Origin of the sequence: Gramella sp. MAR_2010_147, assembly GCF_900105135.1 — a bacterium.
GTDB lineage: Bacteria > Bacteroidota > Bacteroidia > Flavobacteriales > Flavobacteriaceae > Christiangramia.
In genome coordinates this window covers 2,405,004-2,424,019 of sequence record NZ_LT629741.1, presented here as the reverse complement: position 1 = coordinate 2,424,019, position 19,016 = coordinate 2,405,004, and the positions used below count along the sequence as shown (strand labels likewise).

At 37.6% G+C, this 19,016-nt stretch carries 15 protein-coding genes and 1 tRNA gene; 1 reads left to right on the top strand and 15 read right to left on the bottom strand.

Annotated elements, in window-relative coordinates:
- Window positions 1-112 precede the first annotated feature (112 nt).
- From BLT95_RS11020 to gdhA, 3 genes are all read right to left on the bottom strand, one after another.
- Window positions 113-2,512, bottom strand: coding sequence for a TonB-dependent receptor (locus tag BLT95_RS11020; RefSeq protein WP_089666204.1), 2,400 nt, complete (start codon window positions 2,510-2,512; stop codon window positions 113-115).
- Window positions 2,513-3,232, bottom strand: coding sequence for a DNA repair protein RecO (recO, locus tag BLT95_RS11015; RefSeq protein ID WP_089666203.1), 720 nt, complete (start codon window positions 3,230-3,232; stop codon window positions 2,513-2,515).
- 76 nt (window positions 3,233-3,308) lie between these two features.
- The gene (gdhA, locus tag BLT95_RS11010; protein ID WP_089666200.1) at window positions 3,309-4,652 is read right to left on the bottom strand and encodes an NADP-specific glutamate dehydrogenase; all 1,344 of its coding nucleotides are present in this window, start codon (window positions 4,650-4,652) and stop codon (window positions 3,309-3,311) included.
- Between the two features lie 202 nt (window positions 4,653-4,854).
- Between gdhA and BLT95_RS11005 the strand changes: the two genes are divergently transcribed.
- Window positions 4,855-5,631, top strand: a complete 777-nt coding sequence (locus BLT95_RS11005) for a glutamate dehydrogenase (RefSeq protein ID WP_089666198.1) — start codon at window positions 4,855-4,857, stop codon at window positions 5,629-5,631.
- Here the strand turns inward: BLT95_RS11005 and pncA are convergent.
- From pncA to rseP, 12 genes are all read right to left on the bottom strand, one after another.
- On the bottom strand, window positions 5,628-6,239 hold the full coding sequence (pncA, locus tag BLT95_RS11000; protein WP_089666196.1) for a bifunctional nicotinamidase/pyrazinamidase: 612 nt from the start codon (window positions 6,237-6,239) through the stop codon (window positions 5,628-5,630). The two genes, BLT95_RS11005 and pncA, sit on opposite strands and share 4 nt — an antisense overlap.
- On the bottom strand, window positions 6,236-7,648 hold the full coding sequence (locus BLT95_RS10995; RefSeq protein ID WP_089666194.1) for a nicotinate phosphoribosyltransferase: 1,413 nt from the start codon (window positions 7,646-7,648) through the stop codon (window positions 6,236-6,238). The genes pncA and BLT95_RS10995 overlap by 4 nt, the downstream gene beginning before the upstream one ends.
- A 15-nt stretch (window positions 7,649-7,663) precedes the next feature.
- Entirely contained in the window at window positions 7,664-8,200 is a 537-nt protein-coding gene (locus BLT95_RS10990; protein WP_089666192.1) for a macro domain-containing protein, read from the bottom strand.
- 60 nt (window positions 8,201-8,260) lie between these two features.
- Window positions 8,261-8,758: a hypothetical protein gene (locus tag BLT95_RS10985; protein WP_157718050.1), complete on the bottom strand. Its 498-nt coding sequence runs from the start codon at window positions 8,756-8,758 to the stop codon at window positions 8,261-8,263.
- Between the two features lie 351 nt (window positions 8,759-9,109).
- A complete protein-coding gene (locus tag BLT95_RS10980; RefSeq protein ID WP_089666189.1) occupies window positions 9,110-11,353 on the bottom strand; it encodes an inorganic phosphate transporter in 2,244 nt (747 codons plus the stop codon).
- 71 nt (window positions 11,354-11,424) lie between these two features.
- Window positions 11,425-12,630 carry a porin gene (locus BLT95_RS10975; RefSeq protein ID WP_089666186.1) on the bottom strand — a complete coding sequence of 402 codons (1,206 nt, stop codon included), beginning with the start codon at window positions 12,628-12,630 and terminating at the stop codon, window positions 11,425-11,427.
- Window positions 12,631-12,959: 329 nt separating this feature from the next.
- Window positions 12,960-13,033 (bottom strand) — tRNA-Asn (locus BLT95_RS10970).
- Window positions 13,034-13,164: 131 nt separating this feature from the next.
- A complete protein-coding gene (locus BLT95_RS10965; protein ID WP_089666184.1) occupies window positions 13,165-14,970 on the bottom strand; it encodes a carbamoyltransferase in 1,806 nt (601 codons plus the stop codon).
- 1 nt (window position 14,971) lies between these two features.
- On the bottom strand, window positions 14,972-15,349 hold the full coding sequence (locus BLT95_RS10960) for a hypothetical protein (RefSeq protein ID WP_089666181.1): 378 nt from the start codon (window positions 15,347-15,349) through the stop codon (window positions 14,972-14,974).
- A 6-nt stretch (window positions 15,350-15,355) separates the two neighbouring features.
- Window positions 15,356-15,505, bottom strand: a complete 150-nt coding sequence (locus BLT95_RS14550; RefSeq protein ID WP_262490114.1) for a DUF5989 family protein — start codon at window positions 15,503-15,505, stop codon at window positions 15,356-15,358.
- Window positions 15,506-15,514: 9 nt separating this feature from the next.
- Complete coding sequence (locus tag BLT95_RS10955) at window positions 15,515-17,422, bottom strand: hypothetical protein (protein ID WP_089666179.1); 1,908 nt, start codon at window positions 17,420-17,422, stop codon at window positions 15,515-15,517.
- A gap of 130 nt (window positions 17,423-17,552) precedes the next feature.
- Window positions 17,553-18,869 (bottom strand): RIP metalloprotease RseP, encoded by a 1,317-nt coding sequence (gene rseP / locus BLT95_RS10950; protein WP_089666177.1) that lies wholly within the window; start codon window positions 18,867-18,869, stop codon window positions 17,553-17,555.
- Between the last annotated feature and the right edge of the window lie 147 nt (window positions 18,870-19,016).

Genomic DNA, 19,016 nt, shown 5'->3' with positions numbered 1-19,016 from the left:
AAACTAATCGCTTTTAGGGAAAAGAGATTCCTCGTTATAAACAGCAAACTCCAAAAAGAATAGCAGAGAAAATAAGGCTGCTTCAGCCTATACAGTTTTTTATAGAGCATTTTTAAAAGGTGTACGAAAGTGCAATGATCAAATTCCTGCCTGCAGCAGCGATACCCGATGAATAGGTTCGATAGCGCTGATCTGTAATATTCTCTACTGAAACGGTTGCCAGCCAGTTAGCATTCATCTCATACTGCCCGGTAAGATTCAATGTATACCAGGCCGGTGAATAGGGATTGCCATTATTATCCAAGGCATATAGATATGGTTTGTCCTGTTCTCCAGGAGCAAGATCTTCAAAATCGAACTGCCCGTTATATTCAGCGAAAAGATCGAATTTAAACCTTCTTTTATTCCAGATAAGATGGGTGTTTCCAAACATTGGTGCTGCATGTCTTAAAGGGACATACTCCCCACCTTCATTTTCTTCACCATGGGTATAACTAAATTGAGATTTTAACCTCAATGCCACTGAAAAATCTATCTCCAGGCCGGCCTCTACTCCGTAAACATAGGCATTTGCAGTATTCTGGATCGCCTGCACCCTGCTAGGTTCTCCCTGGTAATCTATCTCTGTCACCCCATCCAGATCAAAATCGCGGCGCACCATCGCATCATCCAGATATGTATAATAACCCGTAAGCCCTAACCGAATATTATTAGAGAATTTAAAATCGGCTCCAAGTTCTGCATTGTAGGCGTATTCTGGTTTTAATCCAGGATTTGGAACTACTACAGATCCTGGTTCAGAATCGAAGATCTTCCCGACATCATCAATATTTGGAGCTCTGAAAGCAGTTGAAAGGCCTAATCTCCATCCCACAAAACTATTTTGTCGCCAGTTCAATCCCAGACTCCCTGTTATCGCTCCGGTACTAATATCTGCCTTCTCAAAAGGAAAATCGTAAAAACGATCATCAAAATCAGCATCTACCAGAATATGATTATATCTCACTCCTGATTGTAATGAAAGATCTTCGTTCAATTTCCACTGATAACTGGAATACACAGCCATAGATTGCCATTTCGAACCATCGGGATATCTACTTGCGGTTTCTCCGGTTTCAGCATTTTCAATATTTCTAAAACTTCCTTGAGAACTGATGTTATTAAGCACATATTCAAATCCATAAAACAATTTGCTTTCAGAAAAGTCTTTTTCAAAATCAAGATTTGCCGAATAGGCGTTCACGTTTTCTTCAGTCGTAAAAAGTACAGGATCACCAAAATTCCTGTCATTCCTGCTTTCAGCAAAGAACTGATAAGCACCCGTGAACTGCATCTTATCATACAGGTTTGAGTTACTTCTATGATTAATATTCAGATTCCCCAAAAACCATGTTTGCGGACCATAGTACCACTCTGCCGAACGCAATACTCCATCTCTTTTTCTGTAAAGACGATCAAAACGTGGGAAATCTGAAGTACCAGAATACACCAGGCCGAGATTGAAATCCCAGTCTTTCGAGGGCATATATTTTATCTTCTGGAGCAGGTTAATTTGATCATAACCTGTTGGCCTTTGCACTAACGGATCGGGATTTAAAACCATTACATCAGTCCCGTTCTGTCTTTCCACATAATCCTGTCTCAAATAATCATCAGGGCCATGCTCACCCATTCTAAGATCTCCAAAGTCTGAATATGTAACACCGGTTCTAAAAGCCCAGTTTTCCCTACCAATATTCACATCTGCATGCACCGTATTTTCATTATTAGCAGTTGAAAAACGGGTATAAATATTCCCCGAAAAAGAGGTGCCTTCGGTAAAGCTAAATTTTGGTTTAAGGGTATAAAAGTTGATCACTCCGCCAATAGCATCGCTCCCATAGACCACTGATCCAGGGCCCAAAATAACCTCAGCACTTTCCACCATCATAGGATCTACAGAAATTACATTTTGAAGATTTCCGCTCCTGAAAATAGCCGAATTCATACGCACCCCATCAACCGTTAATAAAAGTCGGTTGGTTGCAAAACCACGAATCATGGGACTTCCTCCACCCAATTGACTTTTTTGCATATAAACCTGCCCCGTGCTTTCCAGGAGATCTGCCGAGGTTTGCGGACTTGCCATTTGAATTTCGGAAGGTGAAATGGAGACTATTTTCTGGGGAATTTCATCTTTTTTCAGTTTGAAACGAGCTACAGAAAGGGTTACCTGCTCCAATTGATTTTCCAGTGAATGGAGAAGCACGATGTTATTATTGCTTAATATTTCCCTTTTTCTACGATAAGCCTCTATATGTGAGACTACCTTGAAGATAATTACTTCAGTATCGGTAAAAGGAGAAATATCTGCAATTCCAGAATTGTTCGTGATTGTGGAAATAGACTTATCCTTATTATATATTGCCACATTCGCAATGGGCTCGCCAGAATCATTATCTAAAATTGTGACCTCCTGACCAGAGGTGATTGAAGAAAAAAATAAAAAAAGAGCTAAGAATCCTAATCGCATTTAACCGAAAATTTCATTTAATACACTAAGTGATTTTGGCTTACGAAAGCCTTCAATATGCAGCTCATAATACAGCAAAAGCATATTTGAAAAATCATTCCTGGAGGTTTGATTCATCTTTATGTATTGTAAAGCATCAAAATCAGTACCTAAAAGGCTTTTCAGCAAATCTACATTTTTACCTTCTATACAGTAATCGTTTGAAGAAAAATCCTGAAAAATACCATCCAGCATATTAAAGACTGGTAAATCCTGAATTCCCATATCTGGTTGAAAGCCTAAATATCTTGTTAGATTCAAAAGGAATAGCAAGTGAAAATTGGCAAATTTCTCTGAAGAGTCAAGCACCTGAAAACTATATTCCAGATAATGAAACAATGGTTTATTACTCTCTTCTTCCCGAATAGCATTACGAAGCATTTCTGCCAGAAACATTACCATGGCTAGTTTGACCGGATGAGTGTGCAAACTTTGATAATTGCCAATTACCTTAGCTTCTTTTAAGTATTCCATTTTACCTCCCCCGCGGTGGTTAGATATAATATCAAGCTGGGTTAAGCTTTGAAACATAGAAGCTTTAAACTTTCCTTTCTTAGATTTTAAAACACCCTTTAACATATAGGTGCAAAGGCCATTAGATAGTGTATAAGCTTTGACAATAAGATCGGCTTCCCCGTATTTAAGAGCACTAATCACTATGGCTTTTGTATGAACGAGCATTTGGGAATATTTGCCGTGAATTTATAAAAAAAGCCGCTTTTTCAAGCGGCTCGATATATTTAAATAGACCTTATTTTTAAACCACGCCTTGCGCAAGCATAGCATCGGCCACTTTTACGAAACCAGCAATATTTGCACCTTTAACGTAATCTATAAAACCATCTTCTGTTGTTCCATATTCTACACAAGCCTCATGAATATCATTCATGATCTCATGCAATTTTTTATCAACTTCTTCTGAAGTCCAGCTATATCTCATGGAATTTTGAGACATTTCCAATCCAGATGTAGCAACACCTCCCGCATTAGAAGCTTTTCCTGGAGAGAAAAGAATTTTCTCTTTATGGAAAACCTCAATAGCTTCTGGTGTACACGGCATATTAGCTCCTTCACCTACACATATACAACCATTCTTCACCAATATTTTCGCATCTTCTCCTTCCAATTCATTTTGAGTTGCACAAGGAAGCGCTATATCACATTTGACACCCCACGGAGTTTTACCTTCGTGATATTCAGCTGAAGAATATTCATCAACATATTCGCTGATTCTTCCTCTTTTCTCGTTCTTCAACTCCATAATGAACTGAAGTTTTTCCGCATCAATTCCATCTTTATCATATATAAATCCTCCGGAATCTGACATGGTCACTACTTTCGCTCCTAACTGAGTAGCTTTTTCCGCAGCATACTGAGCAACGTTACCAGCTCCTGAGATCACTATCGTTTTACCAACCAGCTTTTCTCCTTTGGTTTTTAGCATATTCTGGGCGAAATAAACATTCCCGTAACCAGTAGCTTCAGGTCTAATCAAGGAACCTCCGTAAGAACGACCTTTTCCGGTTAAAATACCGGTAAACTCATTCTGGATCCTTTTATACTGACCAAATAAAAACCCGATCTCACGACCACCAACACCTATATCACCTGCAGGCACATCGCAATCTGCCCCAATATGTCTTTGAAGCTCTGTCATAAAACTCTGGCAGAATTTCATTACCTCATTATCTGATTTTCCTTTAGGATCAAAGTCTGAACCTCCTTTACCACCGCCCATTGGCAATGTTGTAAGGCTATTTTTGAAAACCTGCTCGAAAGCGAGGAATTTAAGAATACTAAGATTTACAGAAGGGTGAAAACGCAAACCACCTTTATAAGGTCCAATTGCTGAATTCATCTGAATACGAAAACCACGATTCACTTGTATATCACCATTATCATCTAACCATGGCACTCGAAACATCACCACTCTCTCAGGCTCTACCATTCGCTCAAGAAGCATTTTATTCTGGTATTTTTTATTTTTTTCTATAAAAGGAATGACCGTTTCTGCCACTTCATGAACCGCTTGCATAAACTCTGGTTCATTCTGGTTTCTGGTTGACACCTTTTCCAGGAAATTTTTGATGTTTTTTTCCATAATGACGGGCGCTATTATTAAATTATAAATTTTATGTCTAAATAATGTGGCAAATATAAATATTCTTTAATGATTAAAAGTTTCATTCTAAGATTTCATATAAAATTAACTTTTAACTTTACAAGCCGCAGTAATACTAAGATTAAATAAATATTCGTTATTGTAGTTTTGCTATATTTGCCAATACTGCAAGCCAATAAACATGATTTACACCAGGGCAATCTTTATATTAAGTTTGGTTCTCTCGCTTTGGTCGGGGAAGGCCTTTGGTCAATTAAGTATCTCAAACGAATTAGGAGTTATTACCGGCCCGGCCGGTTTTTTTACCGACTATGGCGAACGTTACAACCTGCGAAACAACATAGATAATGGGGGCTTTGGAGTAGGACTAGTGCATTATATGAATTTTGCATTTAAACCCGAGTGTAGTTGCCGCCCCACTAAATTGTGGTTCACAAGACATTTTAGAATTCGAAATGAGATAGATTACTTACAATCAAAGCTCGATCATTACGGTCCTGTGGCACAGAAAAATGATGAAGGCGGACGCCAATTGCGGGCCATGCATGGTAAAACCCGGCTAATAGAAGCCGGAACCGCCCTGGAATACCACTTTTTTGGTATAAAAGATGCTCGTGATTTTGCTGTTTTATTCGCTCCCTATATTAGTCTTGGAGTTCATTACGTACACTTCTCTCCAGAGGCTTATTCTGAATTGGGACCTTTAGATAGTCCAAAAGTATTATTCAGGACTTTTGAAGATGGTCTGTTTCTGGAAGAAGGCAGTACTTTTGCTATTCTTGGTAGTGCGGGGCTACGTTACCGCGTTGGTAGATATAATGATTTACAAATAGAGGCAAGAGCAACCTATTATGACACCGATAAGCTGGAAGGTCTTGATGTTCAGGGACCTCAGAATAAATTTAATGATTTTGTATTGTGGTTTAACATTGGCTATATCTATTATCTGGATTTCTAAAAATTTAATTCTTTATAAGACATCATATTTCCTCCTTTATCTCTTATATCCTGCTTCGCTTTTTGAAAAGCATCTTCACTTAAAGCCCTTGTAACATCTTCTAATAAAATTGAATCAAAACCTTCATCGATAGCATCCAGTATTGAAAATTTCACGCAATATTCTGCAGCAAGACCAACAAAATAAAGCTTTGTAGCTCCTTTTTCTCTCAAATACCCCGCAAGTCCCGTGGATTTTTGTTTCGCATTATCATAGAAGCCACTGTAACTATCAATCTTAATATCGGTTCCCTTTCTAAAAATCGCTTCGATATTTGAAGTATTTAGCTTAGGATGAAAGCTGGCTCCATTAGAATTCTGAACGCAATGATCTGGCCATAGAACCTGATTAATACCATCCAGATCTATAACCTCAAATTCACGTGATCCCTTGTGTGAAGAGGCGAAACTTGCATGTTTTCTAGGGTGCCAGTCCTGAGTTGCAATCACCAGATCAAACTTTTCCTGCAATTCATTTATAACAGGCACTATTTTATCTCCATCAGGAACCGCTAAAGCTCCACCCGGCATAAAATCATTCTGTACGTCTATAATTACAAGAGTTCTCATTTTAATTTTTGCTTATTAGCTTTGATCAGTTTCTCCCGTTCTTCACGCAGCAACTCGCTCATCCCGATTTTATAGATATGCGGATTATTAAAACGTTTATATTCTATAGGAAATTCTGAAAGTCGGGTGAGACTATATTCTGAAATTTCTTTCAGGCTTCTCTTATCAACAACCACCTCCCCGTTCTCCATTACTTTATGAAGAATTGCCTCCTGATGATATTTTTCCAAATTCATAGATTTGTAGGGCTCAAAAGGATGAAACATTTCTCCTATCCTATTTTCATGATAGAGACCAATTGCATCTGCCCCAATGCATTTTCCATGATCATCTTTCATCCTGAAAACCTGCTTTTTATGCGGGAGCGTTACTTTGAAAATACTTTCAGAAATCTTTATTCTCGGTTTACCATTGGAAGAGGCTAATTTATAAACGCCATCTAAAGCACCATCCGGATCACCGGTAACCAGGTTAGTTCCCACACCAAAAATATCTATGGGTGCCTGTTGTTCCAACAAACTTTTTATCACGTATTCATCGAGTTGATTGGAAGCGGCGATCTTTACATAGTTTAGACCAGCATCATCAAGTAATTTCCGGCTTTCTTTTGCAAAATAAGAAAGGTCGCCACTATCCAGGCGTATGGCCAGCAGCTGCTCTCCTCGAGATTCCATTTCGTTTGCTACTTGAATGGCATTTGGAAGTCCGCTTTTTAGAGTATTATACGTATCCACTAAAAGTACACAATCTACCGGTCTGCCCTCTGCAAAATCTCTAAAGGCCTCCAGTTCGTCATCATAACTTTGCACAAATGAGTGAGCCATAGTTCCGGAAACGGGAATATCAAAATTCTTAGCCGCTACTACATTACTGGTTCCATTAAAACCACCAATCATTGCTGCACGGGTTGCGTAATAACCTCCTGTTGCCTGGGCTCTACGAAGACCAAAATCCAATAGCCTTGCATCTCCCGACACCAATCTAATCCTGCTGGCTTTAGTAGCTACGAGGGTCTGAAAATTAAGAAGGTTTAGAAGAATGGTTTCAATGATCTGGGCTTCGATAATGGTTGCTTCAACCTGTAAAATTGGCCGGGCTGGAAAAACAATATCTCCTTCACGGGCCGCATAGATCTTTCCGGTAAATCTAAATTCTTTTAGATATTTCAAGAAATCATCTTCAAATCCCTGAGATTTTAAAAATTTAATATCATCATCATTAAAATGAAGCTTTGAGATCACCTTCAGTAAATCTTCCAGACCGGCAAATATGGCGTACCCGCCTTCAAAAGGTAATTTCCTAAAGTAATAATCAAAAATTGCATGGTGATCTTTATGGCCTTTTTTGAAATATACCTGAGCCATCGCCAACTGATACTGGTCTGTATAAGTCGCAGAGAAATTATTCATGAAATCTAAATTTGGTTAGCCAGCACTAATCTTCTTCAATTTAATATGATATAACTGAAGATCTTCAGTATTGAATACCACAAATTTAATCTTTTTGAGATTTTTGATTCGGGGCAATTCTGCTAAAACTGTATTAAAAGCCACCTCTACAGCTAAGTTTGAAGGATAGCCAAATATTCCTGTAGATATTCCCGGAAAACCGATAGAGGTGATTCCGGCTTCTTCCGCTATTCTAATACTATTGCGGTAACAATTAGCCAGAAGTTCACTTTCGGGTTTATCCCGGCCATAAACAGGACCTAAACAATGAATCACGAATTTATTTGGTAAGTTATAAGCACTGGTTAGAACAGCCTCCCCCGGTTTTATGGGTTCCAGGTGTCTACATTCTTTATATAGAACTGGACCGGCTGCTGCATGAATTGCTCCCGCAACTCCTCCCCCGGGAGCGAGCTTGGCATTAGCGGCATTCACAATAGCTTCTAATTCTGGTTGATTCGCGATATCTCCTTTTGCTATTTCAATCTCAATACTCCCTAAATTAAGTTTCACTTTTTTTTTAAATGATAATTTACGGAATAATCAAGTCTGCCAAAAACTGGATAAAGAGATTTAATTATCCAGATCATCAGAAATAGATACCTGGTAGGCTCCATTTTCCAAAGGCAATAGTTTAGCGCTTTGCAGCTCTATAGTATTTCCATTCTGGATCCACGGAATTTCTTCAGATGGATTATCTGCATCGTACCCTGTGAACCAGGCAAAATCTATGTCCTTATAATAGGAAGTAACCTTCAGCTTATACACCTCTCCTTTTTTATTCCATTCTATCAAAAATTCACTATCATTTGGAATGGGTTCGGCGGTTTCAGGATCTCCACTATCTGAAATGTAGATAGTTTTCATATCTCCAGGCTTAAACCACAAATAGGTGTTATCCCATTTTTCTCCGTAACTATCAGGGTTTACCAGTGCAATTGGATTACAACTACTAAAACCGAAAACGATCATCGTCAGAAAAAACAGTTTAAATTTAGATGTTGAAATTAAGTTCTTACAGTGTGTTGGGGTCATTGCGTATTTAGAAAATACACCTTTAATAAATATCATATAAAATGTTTCGAAACAGTAGGCTGAATCGAAGTAGAGTTATGGGGCGCCGCGAAAATATATTTATTCATTAGACTATTGAAATGAACGTCTAATACTAACGAAACTTTAATATATTTTAGAACAGTTCATCTACAAAGTTCAAGTTTAAACGATTAACGGATTTTAAAAAGAAGTTTTCCGTAAGAAGGTTTGCCAAAACCAGGTATTTGATCCTGAATTGTCCCTTAAAAATAGAAGGTATAAGGGATTTGTAGCTCATTATAATCTTCAGACTTTATTATCTGATATCTAAAAAAAAGAAAGCCACTTGAATAAAGTGGCTTTCTTTTAACTCTCCTGAAAATGCCCTTATACTTTCTTATAACTAGAATTGTATTCTTCCATCAGGTTCATAATGGCATTCATCAAATCTTTTGTTTCCAGTAACAAATTGAAATACAAAGTAGTATTCTTTGGACTTGATTCTTCTGTTCTGGTTCTTCCAACCTGTTTTTCTATTTTTTCAGAAATATTGTTTAATATTTCATCTTTGGAAGCCACAATAGCACTGATCTCTTCAAACTTCTTCTCTGTAAAGATCCTGTCTATTTTACTTAGCAAGTCACTTAACGTATCATCTATTTCTTTTAGATCTGTGATTTGATTATATCTTAACGGCTTATGATTGTTATTCACATGCTTGTAACTCTTCTTTGAAATATATTCAAGAGATTGAGCAATATCTGTTAGGTATCCAAGAATAGTAATATAAAAACTACTACCCCTCACACTAGTCTCATCAAGACTTTTAATAAAGAAGAAAATATGATCTCTCAGTTCTTCAATTTCTCCTTCCAGCTTTGCAACTCCTTTTTTACTCTTTTTCAGCTTTTTCTTATCCTGCTTGGAAAGACCAGTGAAAACATCTGAGAAGATCTTATTTGATCTTGAAACCACATTTGAGATGTTATCTGCACTTTCAGAAATAATTCCCTGAACGGTATTACTTTCAGATTTTTTGAGTCCAGATTTATCAGCCTTTTCAATAGCTTTATTTTTATGAGAAATATAGTTTCTCACAAGAAGGCCAATCGCAACAAGCAGTAAGATCGCAATAGCCGGTCCTTTACCAAGGAAAATGATATAGGTTAAGATCCCTGCGGCACTAAATGCACTAAAGGCTGTAAAAAACCATCCACCAATAACGTTCAACACCCCGGCTACCCTGTAAACTGCACTTTCTCTTCCCCATGCTTTATCGGCAAGAGAAGTACCCATAGCAACCATAAAAGTCACATAGGTTGTAGATAAAGGTAATTTGTAAGAGGTTGCAATAGAAATAAGAACACCAGCCACAGTAAGGTTGATCGCCGCTCTAATCATATCAAAAGCTGGCTGCTCTTCTGCCTTATCACCAATGAGAATGTCATCTGGCTTTTCAAAACTTTTGCTTATCCTTCTTTTGGTTCCCGCTGGAAGAATATGTCTTAGTCCTTCAGCCAATTTGGTACTTCCGGCAACTACTGCTCTGGATAACATGTTAGGATCAAACTTTTCGGTTCCATGCCCCTGTCTGGAAAGTCCTATTTCAGTATCAGCAACACTTCTTGCTTTCTTAGAGAACCATAATGTGAGTACCATGATCCCTCCTGAAATAAACAAGAGTATTGGCTCTGCCGGTACTTTTTCCCGAAGAACTTCCATAGAGAAAGTTGAAGCTGCCTGCCCTGAAGCTGCCCATGCCTCATATGAGTGATATGCCGCCATTGGCACCCCAATGAAGTTTACCAGGTCATTTCCTGAGAATGCCAGTGCCAAACCAAAGGTTCCTATGGCAATAACGATTATAAGAATACTTCTTTTAAATATTTTCATGAACAACCATGAAAACAAGGTCCAGAATACAAAACTCACTCCAACAACAAGCATCCACTGGCTGGCAAGTACGTCTTTAAAATTATCGTAATAAGGTGTTCCTTTTAAACCTTTAAAGAAGATAAAGTAACCAATGGCGGTAAGACAAAATCCTCCAAACAATGCTCCAAAATTCTTGATCTTCTTTTCATATTCAAATGAAAATACCATTCTGGAAAGCCACTGTACCAGAGCTCCTATTGTAAATGCAATGATTACCGATAGAAATATACCCGAAATAATTTCGGTTGCTTTATCGGTATTTATATATCCCGCAAGATTTGCCAGAGTTTCTGTATCTGAAGCGCTTATTTTTATTAAAGCCATCACCACAGCAGCACCTAATAGTTCGAATACGATAGATACCGTTGTAGAAGTAGGCATCCCTAGTGTATTAAAAAAGTCCAGGAGAAGAATATCAGTGATCATGACGGCCATAAAAATGTACATGATCTCATCAAAATAGAATTGCCCCGGCATAAAAATCCCTTTTCGGGCAACCTCCATCATTCCACTGGAGAAAACTGCTCCAATAAAGATACCCAGACTGGCAACGATCATTATGGTTTTAAAAGAGATCGCTTTAGAACCAATGGCTGAGTTTAAAAAGTTAACAGCATCATTACTAACTCCAACCACCAAATCGGCGATGGCAAGAACCACTAAGGCCACTAACATCAACAAATAAATATTTTCCATTTTATTTAGTTTATAAGGCGGTGCAAGTATCCAATCAAAATACGGATTTACTGTTACCTAATTGTTAATTTTTAGAAATGAAAATCGAAACCAAATCTAAAGACAATTTCATCATTAAGGTTGTTCTCTTTTGCATAATTAAGATCAGCCTGAATTTTAAGCTTATGTCCTACTACATATTTTGAGGCTCCAAGGGTATATACTTCTGCATCCGGCCTGCTACTAATCTCTTCATAATCATTTGTAGTGTACCTTGCGGCAATCTCATAGTTATTCCCCAACATATAACCCGCCTGAAAATTAAAGGCATTTCCCTCTAATACTACAAAGCCAGCCGGATCTGATTCACCCGTCTGCATAGCTACAGGATCTTTTGCCGTTCTATTGGCATACTCTGTCATTATGGAGAGCCCCTTATACTTAAATACAGCATCTGCGAAAAAAGTAGTAATATCTGTTTGGTAAAAACTACCATCATCAAGTATCATATAAGAGCCCTGACTACTCCTTGTTTTTACCGCATCGTCATTAAAATCGTAAACGACACCCATCATTAATTTTGGTGATTCCTCATTTACAAGATCTGCCTGAGAATAATCTCCTCCTTTAGTAAACTCCCCCAGAGGTAAAAACTCAAGTCTTCCGGTATATTTTAATCCGCCAATATTTCCCGTGCTAATATTTCTTCCCTCACCTTGAGATAAAGCGAATTTCTCCTTGATCACAAAATTCTCTCCTAAATTGATTTTATGATGAAGTTGTAGTCCTATATCACGATCAAGATTGAAACGGCTGTTTAAAATAGAACGATCTATAAGCTGAAGGTTACCAGAAGAAATAACTCGTTCCACATTTCCGGGTAATTTTGTCTGACCTGCCCAAAGTTCAAAATTCTCATGAAAATTCCATTTTAATACAGCATCCAGAATATAGCGAGGCGCATTATTGGTAAATACATTGGCTCCTCCAATATCATTATTAGAAAGCCCAAGTTCAATTTTATATTCAAGTTTTGGAGTAAGTGCCCATCCATCAAATTTTAACCTTGCTCTTCTAATTAGAAAGGACTGTTCCGGACTCTCATAACTTTCACCGTCATAATTCCAGGAGGTGTAAGACCTAAATTGAATTCTAGGAGCGAATTTTACGCTGAAAGAACTATCTTTTGCAGTAAAATTGATAAGGCCTTTACCAAATTTGGTATCGCTTATCTCCTGAGAGTGTAAATTAAGAGTAAAAAGCAGGCACGCGATAAATGCGTAAATAGCATTTTTCATAGATATCGTTTATAAGTTTTTGTCGGCGACAAAGAAACAACACCTATGTTAACTTAATGTTTCCAAACAGTTAAGCCTCTAGTATTTTTTATGTAGATAAAAAAGGGCCACCAGAAAGGTAGCCCTGCACACATTTTTATAAATCTAGTCGACAAAAACTAAAACGATTTTTAGTGTGCTTCTTTATTGAAACAAATAAAGGGCATCAGTTTAACCAAATTGTCAAGGGTATATTAAATTAAAATTAAAAATGGATAGTAGAATTAAAACTAAATCGGATGGCAATTAGTAAAAACAAAAAAGCCGTTCAAATTGAACGGCTTTTGTTGCTCCTCCTCTTGGGCTCGAACCAAGGACCCTCTGATTAACAGTCAGATGCTCTAACCAACTGAGCTAAGGAGGAATGCTTTGCTTTGTAAGCGGTTGCAAATATAAATCAAATTTTAAATGCTGTCAAAAGATTTTTTCGATTTTTTTCGAAGAAATTTCCGTTGATTTTGAATCTTACGGATTGTCAATAATTTAGAGCCTTCATCACTCCGGATTTTTTTTATAAGCGACATAATTCCCAAGAACTAACATATCCATTTCTGTTTTTAAAAAGCATTCTACGGCATCCTGCGGAGAACAGACTATAGGTTCATCTTTGATATTAAAACTAGTATTGATCACAATCCCATGCCCGATTTGCTCTTTTAGTTCATTCAATAAATTCCAGAAACGAGTATTCATATTCTTTGAAACTGTCTGAATTCGTGCCGTATTATCCACATGAGTTACTGCAGGAATATTAGATCGTTTCTCATTCAGTCTTTGCATAAAACTTTTTGAATCTCCTGTAGATTCATATTTTTCAATGTCTTTCACTTCTTTTACCAGAAGCATATATGGAGAAGGCCTGTCCAGCCGAAAGTAATTTGAAACATCCTCCTCGATTACACTGGGAGCAAAAGGCCTGAAACTTTCCCTGAATTTAATTTTGAGATTAATCTTTCTTTGCATTTCCGGATTTCTGGCATCTCCGAGTATGCTCCTGTTTCCTAATGCGCGCGGACCAAATTCCATTCTTCCCTGAAACCACCCAACTACCAATCCAGACTTAATTGCTTTTGCAGTTTCTTTTATAAGCCACGAATCTTCAAAAAATTGGAAATTAAGATCGGTATATTTTCTGATCATAGAGAAAATTTGTTCGTTACTATATCCAGGACCCAAATAAGAACCCTGCATAGCATCCTCAGAAATTGCCCTTCTTTCTTTATTCAACGAAATATACCAGGTAGCTAAAGCAGCGCCAAGAGCTCCTCCTGAATCTCCAGCAGCAGGCTGTATCCACATTTCATCTAAACCGGAAACATCCATGATTTTGCCGTTAGCGACGCTATTAAGCGCAACACCACCAGCAAGCACCAGATTTTTAGCACCCGTTATATCAAGTGCTGCCCGGGCAAGCTTTAAAACGATTTTTTCAAGTACTTTTTGTGCAGCGAAAGCCAAATTCGCATGCACTTGTTTGAGATCATCCCCCTTTTTCCTTCTGGATAATTCAAAAAGTCGCTTCCATTTCTGATCATTTGTCATCGTTAAATGGGTCGCAAACTGAAAATACTCCATATTCAGAAGAAAAGACCCATCCTTTCTAATATCAGTAATATTATCAAGGATCTTATTCATAAAAGCTTTGGTCTCTTCAGCTTCAGGTTCAGCATATGCTGCGAGACCCATCACCTTATATTCTCCACTATTTACCTCAAAACCTAAATAATAGGTTATAGCTGAATAAAATAAGCCCAATGAATGTGGAAACTGCTGTTCTTTTATAATCTTGATCTTGTTCCCGGAGCCATAACCAATGGTTAAATTAGCCCACTCACCTACTCCATCTATGGTTAGAATTGCCGCTTCTTGAAAAGGCGAAGGATAAAATGCACTTGCTGCATGAGAAAGATGGTGTTCCGGAAAAAGTAATTTTAACCTGGGAAAACCAATTTTCTTCAATTCAGAATTAATCATTCTTCTGAAAAAAAGCTTGTCTTTCAGCCAAACCGGCATGGCCTTCATAAAGCTTTTCAAACCAATTGGAGCAAAAGCATGATAGGTTTCCAGAAGTCTTTCAAATTTTAGTAAAGGTTTTTCGTAGAAGGCGATCTGAGTGACCTCATCTGGCCCTACTCCAGCCTCTTGCAGAACATATTTCACAGCATTTGCAGGAAAGGAAGCATCGTTTTTAATCCTGCTGAAGCGCTCTTCCTGAGCCGCTGCAATAATTTTGCCGTCTATAACCAATGCTGCGGCACTGTCATGAAAAAAGGCTGAAATTCCCAGTATTACTTCAGCCATATTAAAACGGGTTGTTTAAATTTGAAGATGTATAGGTATGATCTCGCTCCTGCATTACAGAATCAGAAGATTTTTTGAAACCTTTTAATAGTAAAGAATCCCTGCCCAGCATTTTTCTGAAAATTCCAACCGGTGTAACCAAAAAAAAGAAAAGTAACGTTAGTATAATATGAGAGGTAATAAAGCTCAGGATTTTCGCCAGTCCAAACCACAAAAATGCGATTGGTTTGAAAAGAACTGGAATAATCAAAGAAACCAGTAAGACTCCGGCCGCGATCAGGCTAAATATCCATTCCTGAACATACCATGCGTAGACAACCATAACAATTGCCAGTAAAATGCCGGTTTCCAGATATTGGCGTCGAGTTAAATGGAGCATATTTAGTTAAAAAAGAGAATAAATAAAAGGTGCTAAAGCAGAACCTGCCGTTAAGACGATTAGAAAACTAACAAATAAGAGCATCAGCAGGATTGGGATCATCCAGTATTTCTTTCTGGATCTTAAAAATAGCCAAAATTCCTTTAAGGTTTCCATAGATTCAAATTACAATTTTTTAAGCAGATTTCTGGCTTCGGCATTTTCAGGATTTATTTTTAAAAATTCGTCCAACAGCTTTTTAGATCTTTCATTCATGCCTACCTGATAATAAACTTCGGCAAGTATTAGCTTTTTATTTGATACTGAATCGACGGAGATCGAAACTAAATCTGACCTCAATTTCTTACTTATGATATCACCAGGGTCTTTTTTTTCTATAAATTCAAGATATGAAATAGCTTCTAAAAATTGATCGCTCTTTATTAAATTTACCGTGATCTTTCTTGCCACAGTCACCGAAGGTTTCAGTTTAAAAGTCTTCTTATAGATGTTAAGCGCCTTTTCTGAATCATTTATTTTCGCTGCCAGATCTCCTGCTTTTATGTAGAATTCCGGTTCGTTTGGATATTCGAGAAGTATCGCTTCAGAAATCTTTAAAGCTGCTTCAAAATCCTGGATATTATAATAGTGTCCATACAAAGATTCCATAGCCTGTTCCCAGCTAATCTTCCTCAAAGCTAACTGGCCGGCAATTTTTTCAGGAATACTAAGATTAGAACTATCAAATCTTACCTGCTCGTAATAAGGCCAGCCTTGTTTAAGCATCATAACCTCATAAGCACCCTGTAAAGAATCAAGTTCAGTAACCGGCATTTTTGATCTGAATTCTTTTAAAGTCCAGGAACTTTTCCAATCCAGATCCAGAACATTGTTGTTTTTAAGAGCTTCATAAAAATTATATCCAATCAATGAATAACCCTGTAAATTGGGATGCACATGCTCTACCAGCAATTCATTTCCTATGCTTAAATGAGGTGAATTTTCAGTAAAAATCACTTCTGAATCTACCAGATATACATTCTCATTTGTTTCAAAAGACCTTATGATCTCGTTAATTTCAGAAGGTGCCCTGAATCGCAGCATATCCAGGTTTTTTGCTTTTATAAAATTTTGTTTTGCCTGCTGGTAATTCGCTTTCTCGTAATCATCTTTAGCCGTTAAAAAATAATCATTTGCGGATTTTCCCATGGAGGTACTATCGCTAATAAAAGGCCTGATATCTTTCTCATTACTCGCGATCGTACTTAGAAAAACGGGAATATCGTTTTGATTTAAATTCTCCAATAGTTCCTGAAAATTATATCTGAATTGCTCGATACCATCTCTGTAAGTTTCAGAGCCAAATGAAATTGATTGCTCTGCCACCATTTTCTTCATCAGGGTTTCCTCTTTTTGATTTTTAGCTTTGAATAACGACTGAATTTTCCCAATTCCGCCAGATATCAATTGCACCAAACGATATTCTCGTAATTGAAGCGCAATATTCACCAAAGCAGGATAGCCGCCAAGCGAATTCACCGCACCTACCCCCAATGCACCATAATATTCGTTATGACCTGCATAGATAAGAACTGCATCTGGATGATAGGCCGAAAGTTTTTTGGCAAAATCTTTCAGGGTATATGAGTTGATCGCTGTTAAGGATAAATTGATAACTTCAATATTCTGCTCGGGGAAATTTTCATTCATCGCATATTGAAGCCATCTGTGAAAAGACCCGTTTTTAAGATACGGATAGCCTATGCCGGTGGATGCCCCAAGCACAAAGATTCGTTTAGTTTCACTGTCTTTCTCAGCTTTAAAAAGTTCACGATATCCCGCAGTGGCATTATTGGTTCCAAAGAAATACTTATTTGAAACATTGGGATTCATATAAAGATAACCGGGCTTATTTTCAGCTTCTATAAAAAGTGGGAAATCTGAACCATAACCAGTAAATCTTAAGATCATTTCCAGCAAAACAATAAACATCAATGCAAGAAAAACCGCCGAAATTTTAAAAATTAGAAGCTTTTTCCGGCTGAAGTTGCCGGTATCTTTCATTTTAGATCTTTGTTTTCCTTCCGCTTTCATTTTACCTATATCAAATCGATCTAAATATCGATTCTTTTTTAAAGTGAGCCAAATCACCTGGCTTAAAATAATGTTCTAAAAACAAAAAGCAGCGCAATTGCGCTGCTTTGGTTATATATTTATCTAAAATTTAATCGAATATAGCCCGATAAATATCATTCCCGTTGGCATAGAGCACCAGGGCGATCAATAAAAAGAAGCCTACCATTTGTGCAACTTCCATAAATTTATCGTTAGGTTTTCTCCCCGTAATCATTTCATATAATAAGAACATTACGTGCCCTCCGTCTAATGCCGGGATTGGTAAAATATTCATGAATGCCAGGATGATAGAAAGCAATGCCGTAGTATTCCAGAAACCATACCAGTTCCAGGTGTCAGGAAATAGTCCGCCAATTGCTCCAAAGCCTCCTAGTTGAGAAGCACCTTTCTTGGTGAAAACATATTTGAACTGATACACATAATCTCTTAAGGTCCAGTAACCATAATCAAAGCCCTTACTAATACTTTGCACCAAACCAAATTTCTTTCTCTGAACATCAAAGTCATAGTTTTTAATAAAACCTATTTTCCCTTCCTCATCGGGTGTGATTTTAGTGCTTTTTATCTCGCCGTTTCTCTCGTAAACAAGCTCAACTTCCTTATTTTTATTTTCCGAAGTTACAGGAGCAATCTCATGCCAGTAACCAATTTCCTTATTATTAATAGAAAGGATCTTGTCATTCTTTTTTAGTCCGGCGTTTTCAGCTGCCAGGCCAGTAGGCACTGAATCTAGTACGGGAGCCATAATTGGCACAAATGGCTGCATAATTCCCTGTTCAAACATTTGCGTCCCAATTTCCTCTGGGATAGCAATAGTTTCTTCAGAACCGTTTTCATGAAGTACAGTGATATTCTGAACATCTCGCATAAACAGATGTTTATTGATATCCAGGCTGTTTTCAAACTCTTTTCCATTTACCTCAAGAATCCTGTCGCCATCTTCAAAACCATATTCTTCAAAAGAATCAACCACCGCAAAACCTTCCGGCATTTCTTCTGGACCTACATAAGCAGTTCCCCAAACGAACATGATCATCATATATATAAGGAAACCAAGCACCAGATTTACAGTAACTCCGCCCAGCATGATGATTAATCGCTGCCATGCCGGCTTGCTCCGGAATTCCCAATCTTTTGGTTCCTGGGCCATCTGCTCCTTGTCCATGCTTTCATCTATCATCCCCGAGATCTTCACATAGCCTCCAAGAGGTAACCAGCCAATTCCGTATACAGTGTCCCCGATCTTTTTCTTAAAAAGAGCAAATTTCACATCGAAGAACAGGAAGAATTTTTCTACCCTGGTCTTAAAAAGTTTTGCCGGTACAAAGTGACCTAATTCATGAAGAACGATCAAAAAGGAAAGGCTTAATATTAATTGTATGGCTTTTACTATAAATGGATCCATCAGCTAACTTCAAATTTAAAATCGCACAAAAGTAAGTTTTTAAAAGCTCCTACAAAAGTTTAAGTTTCAAGGGATTTCTTTCGAATAAAAATTTCACATCCAGAATTCGACTATTTAAGCCACAGGCTATAACTTTGCAGAAATTTA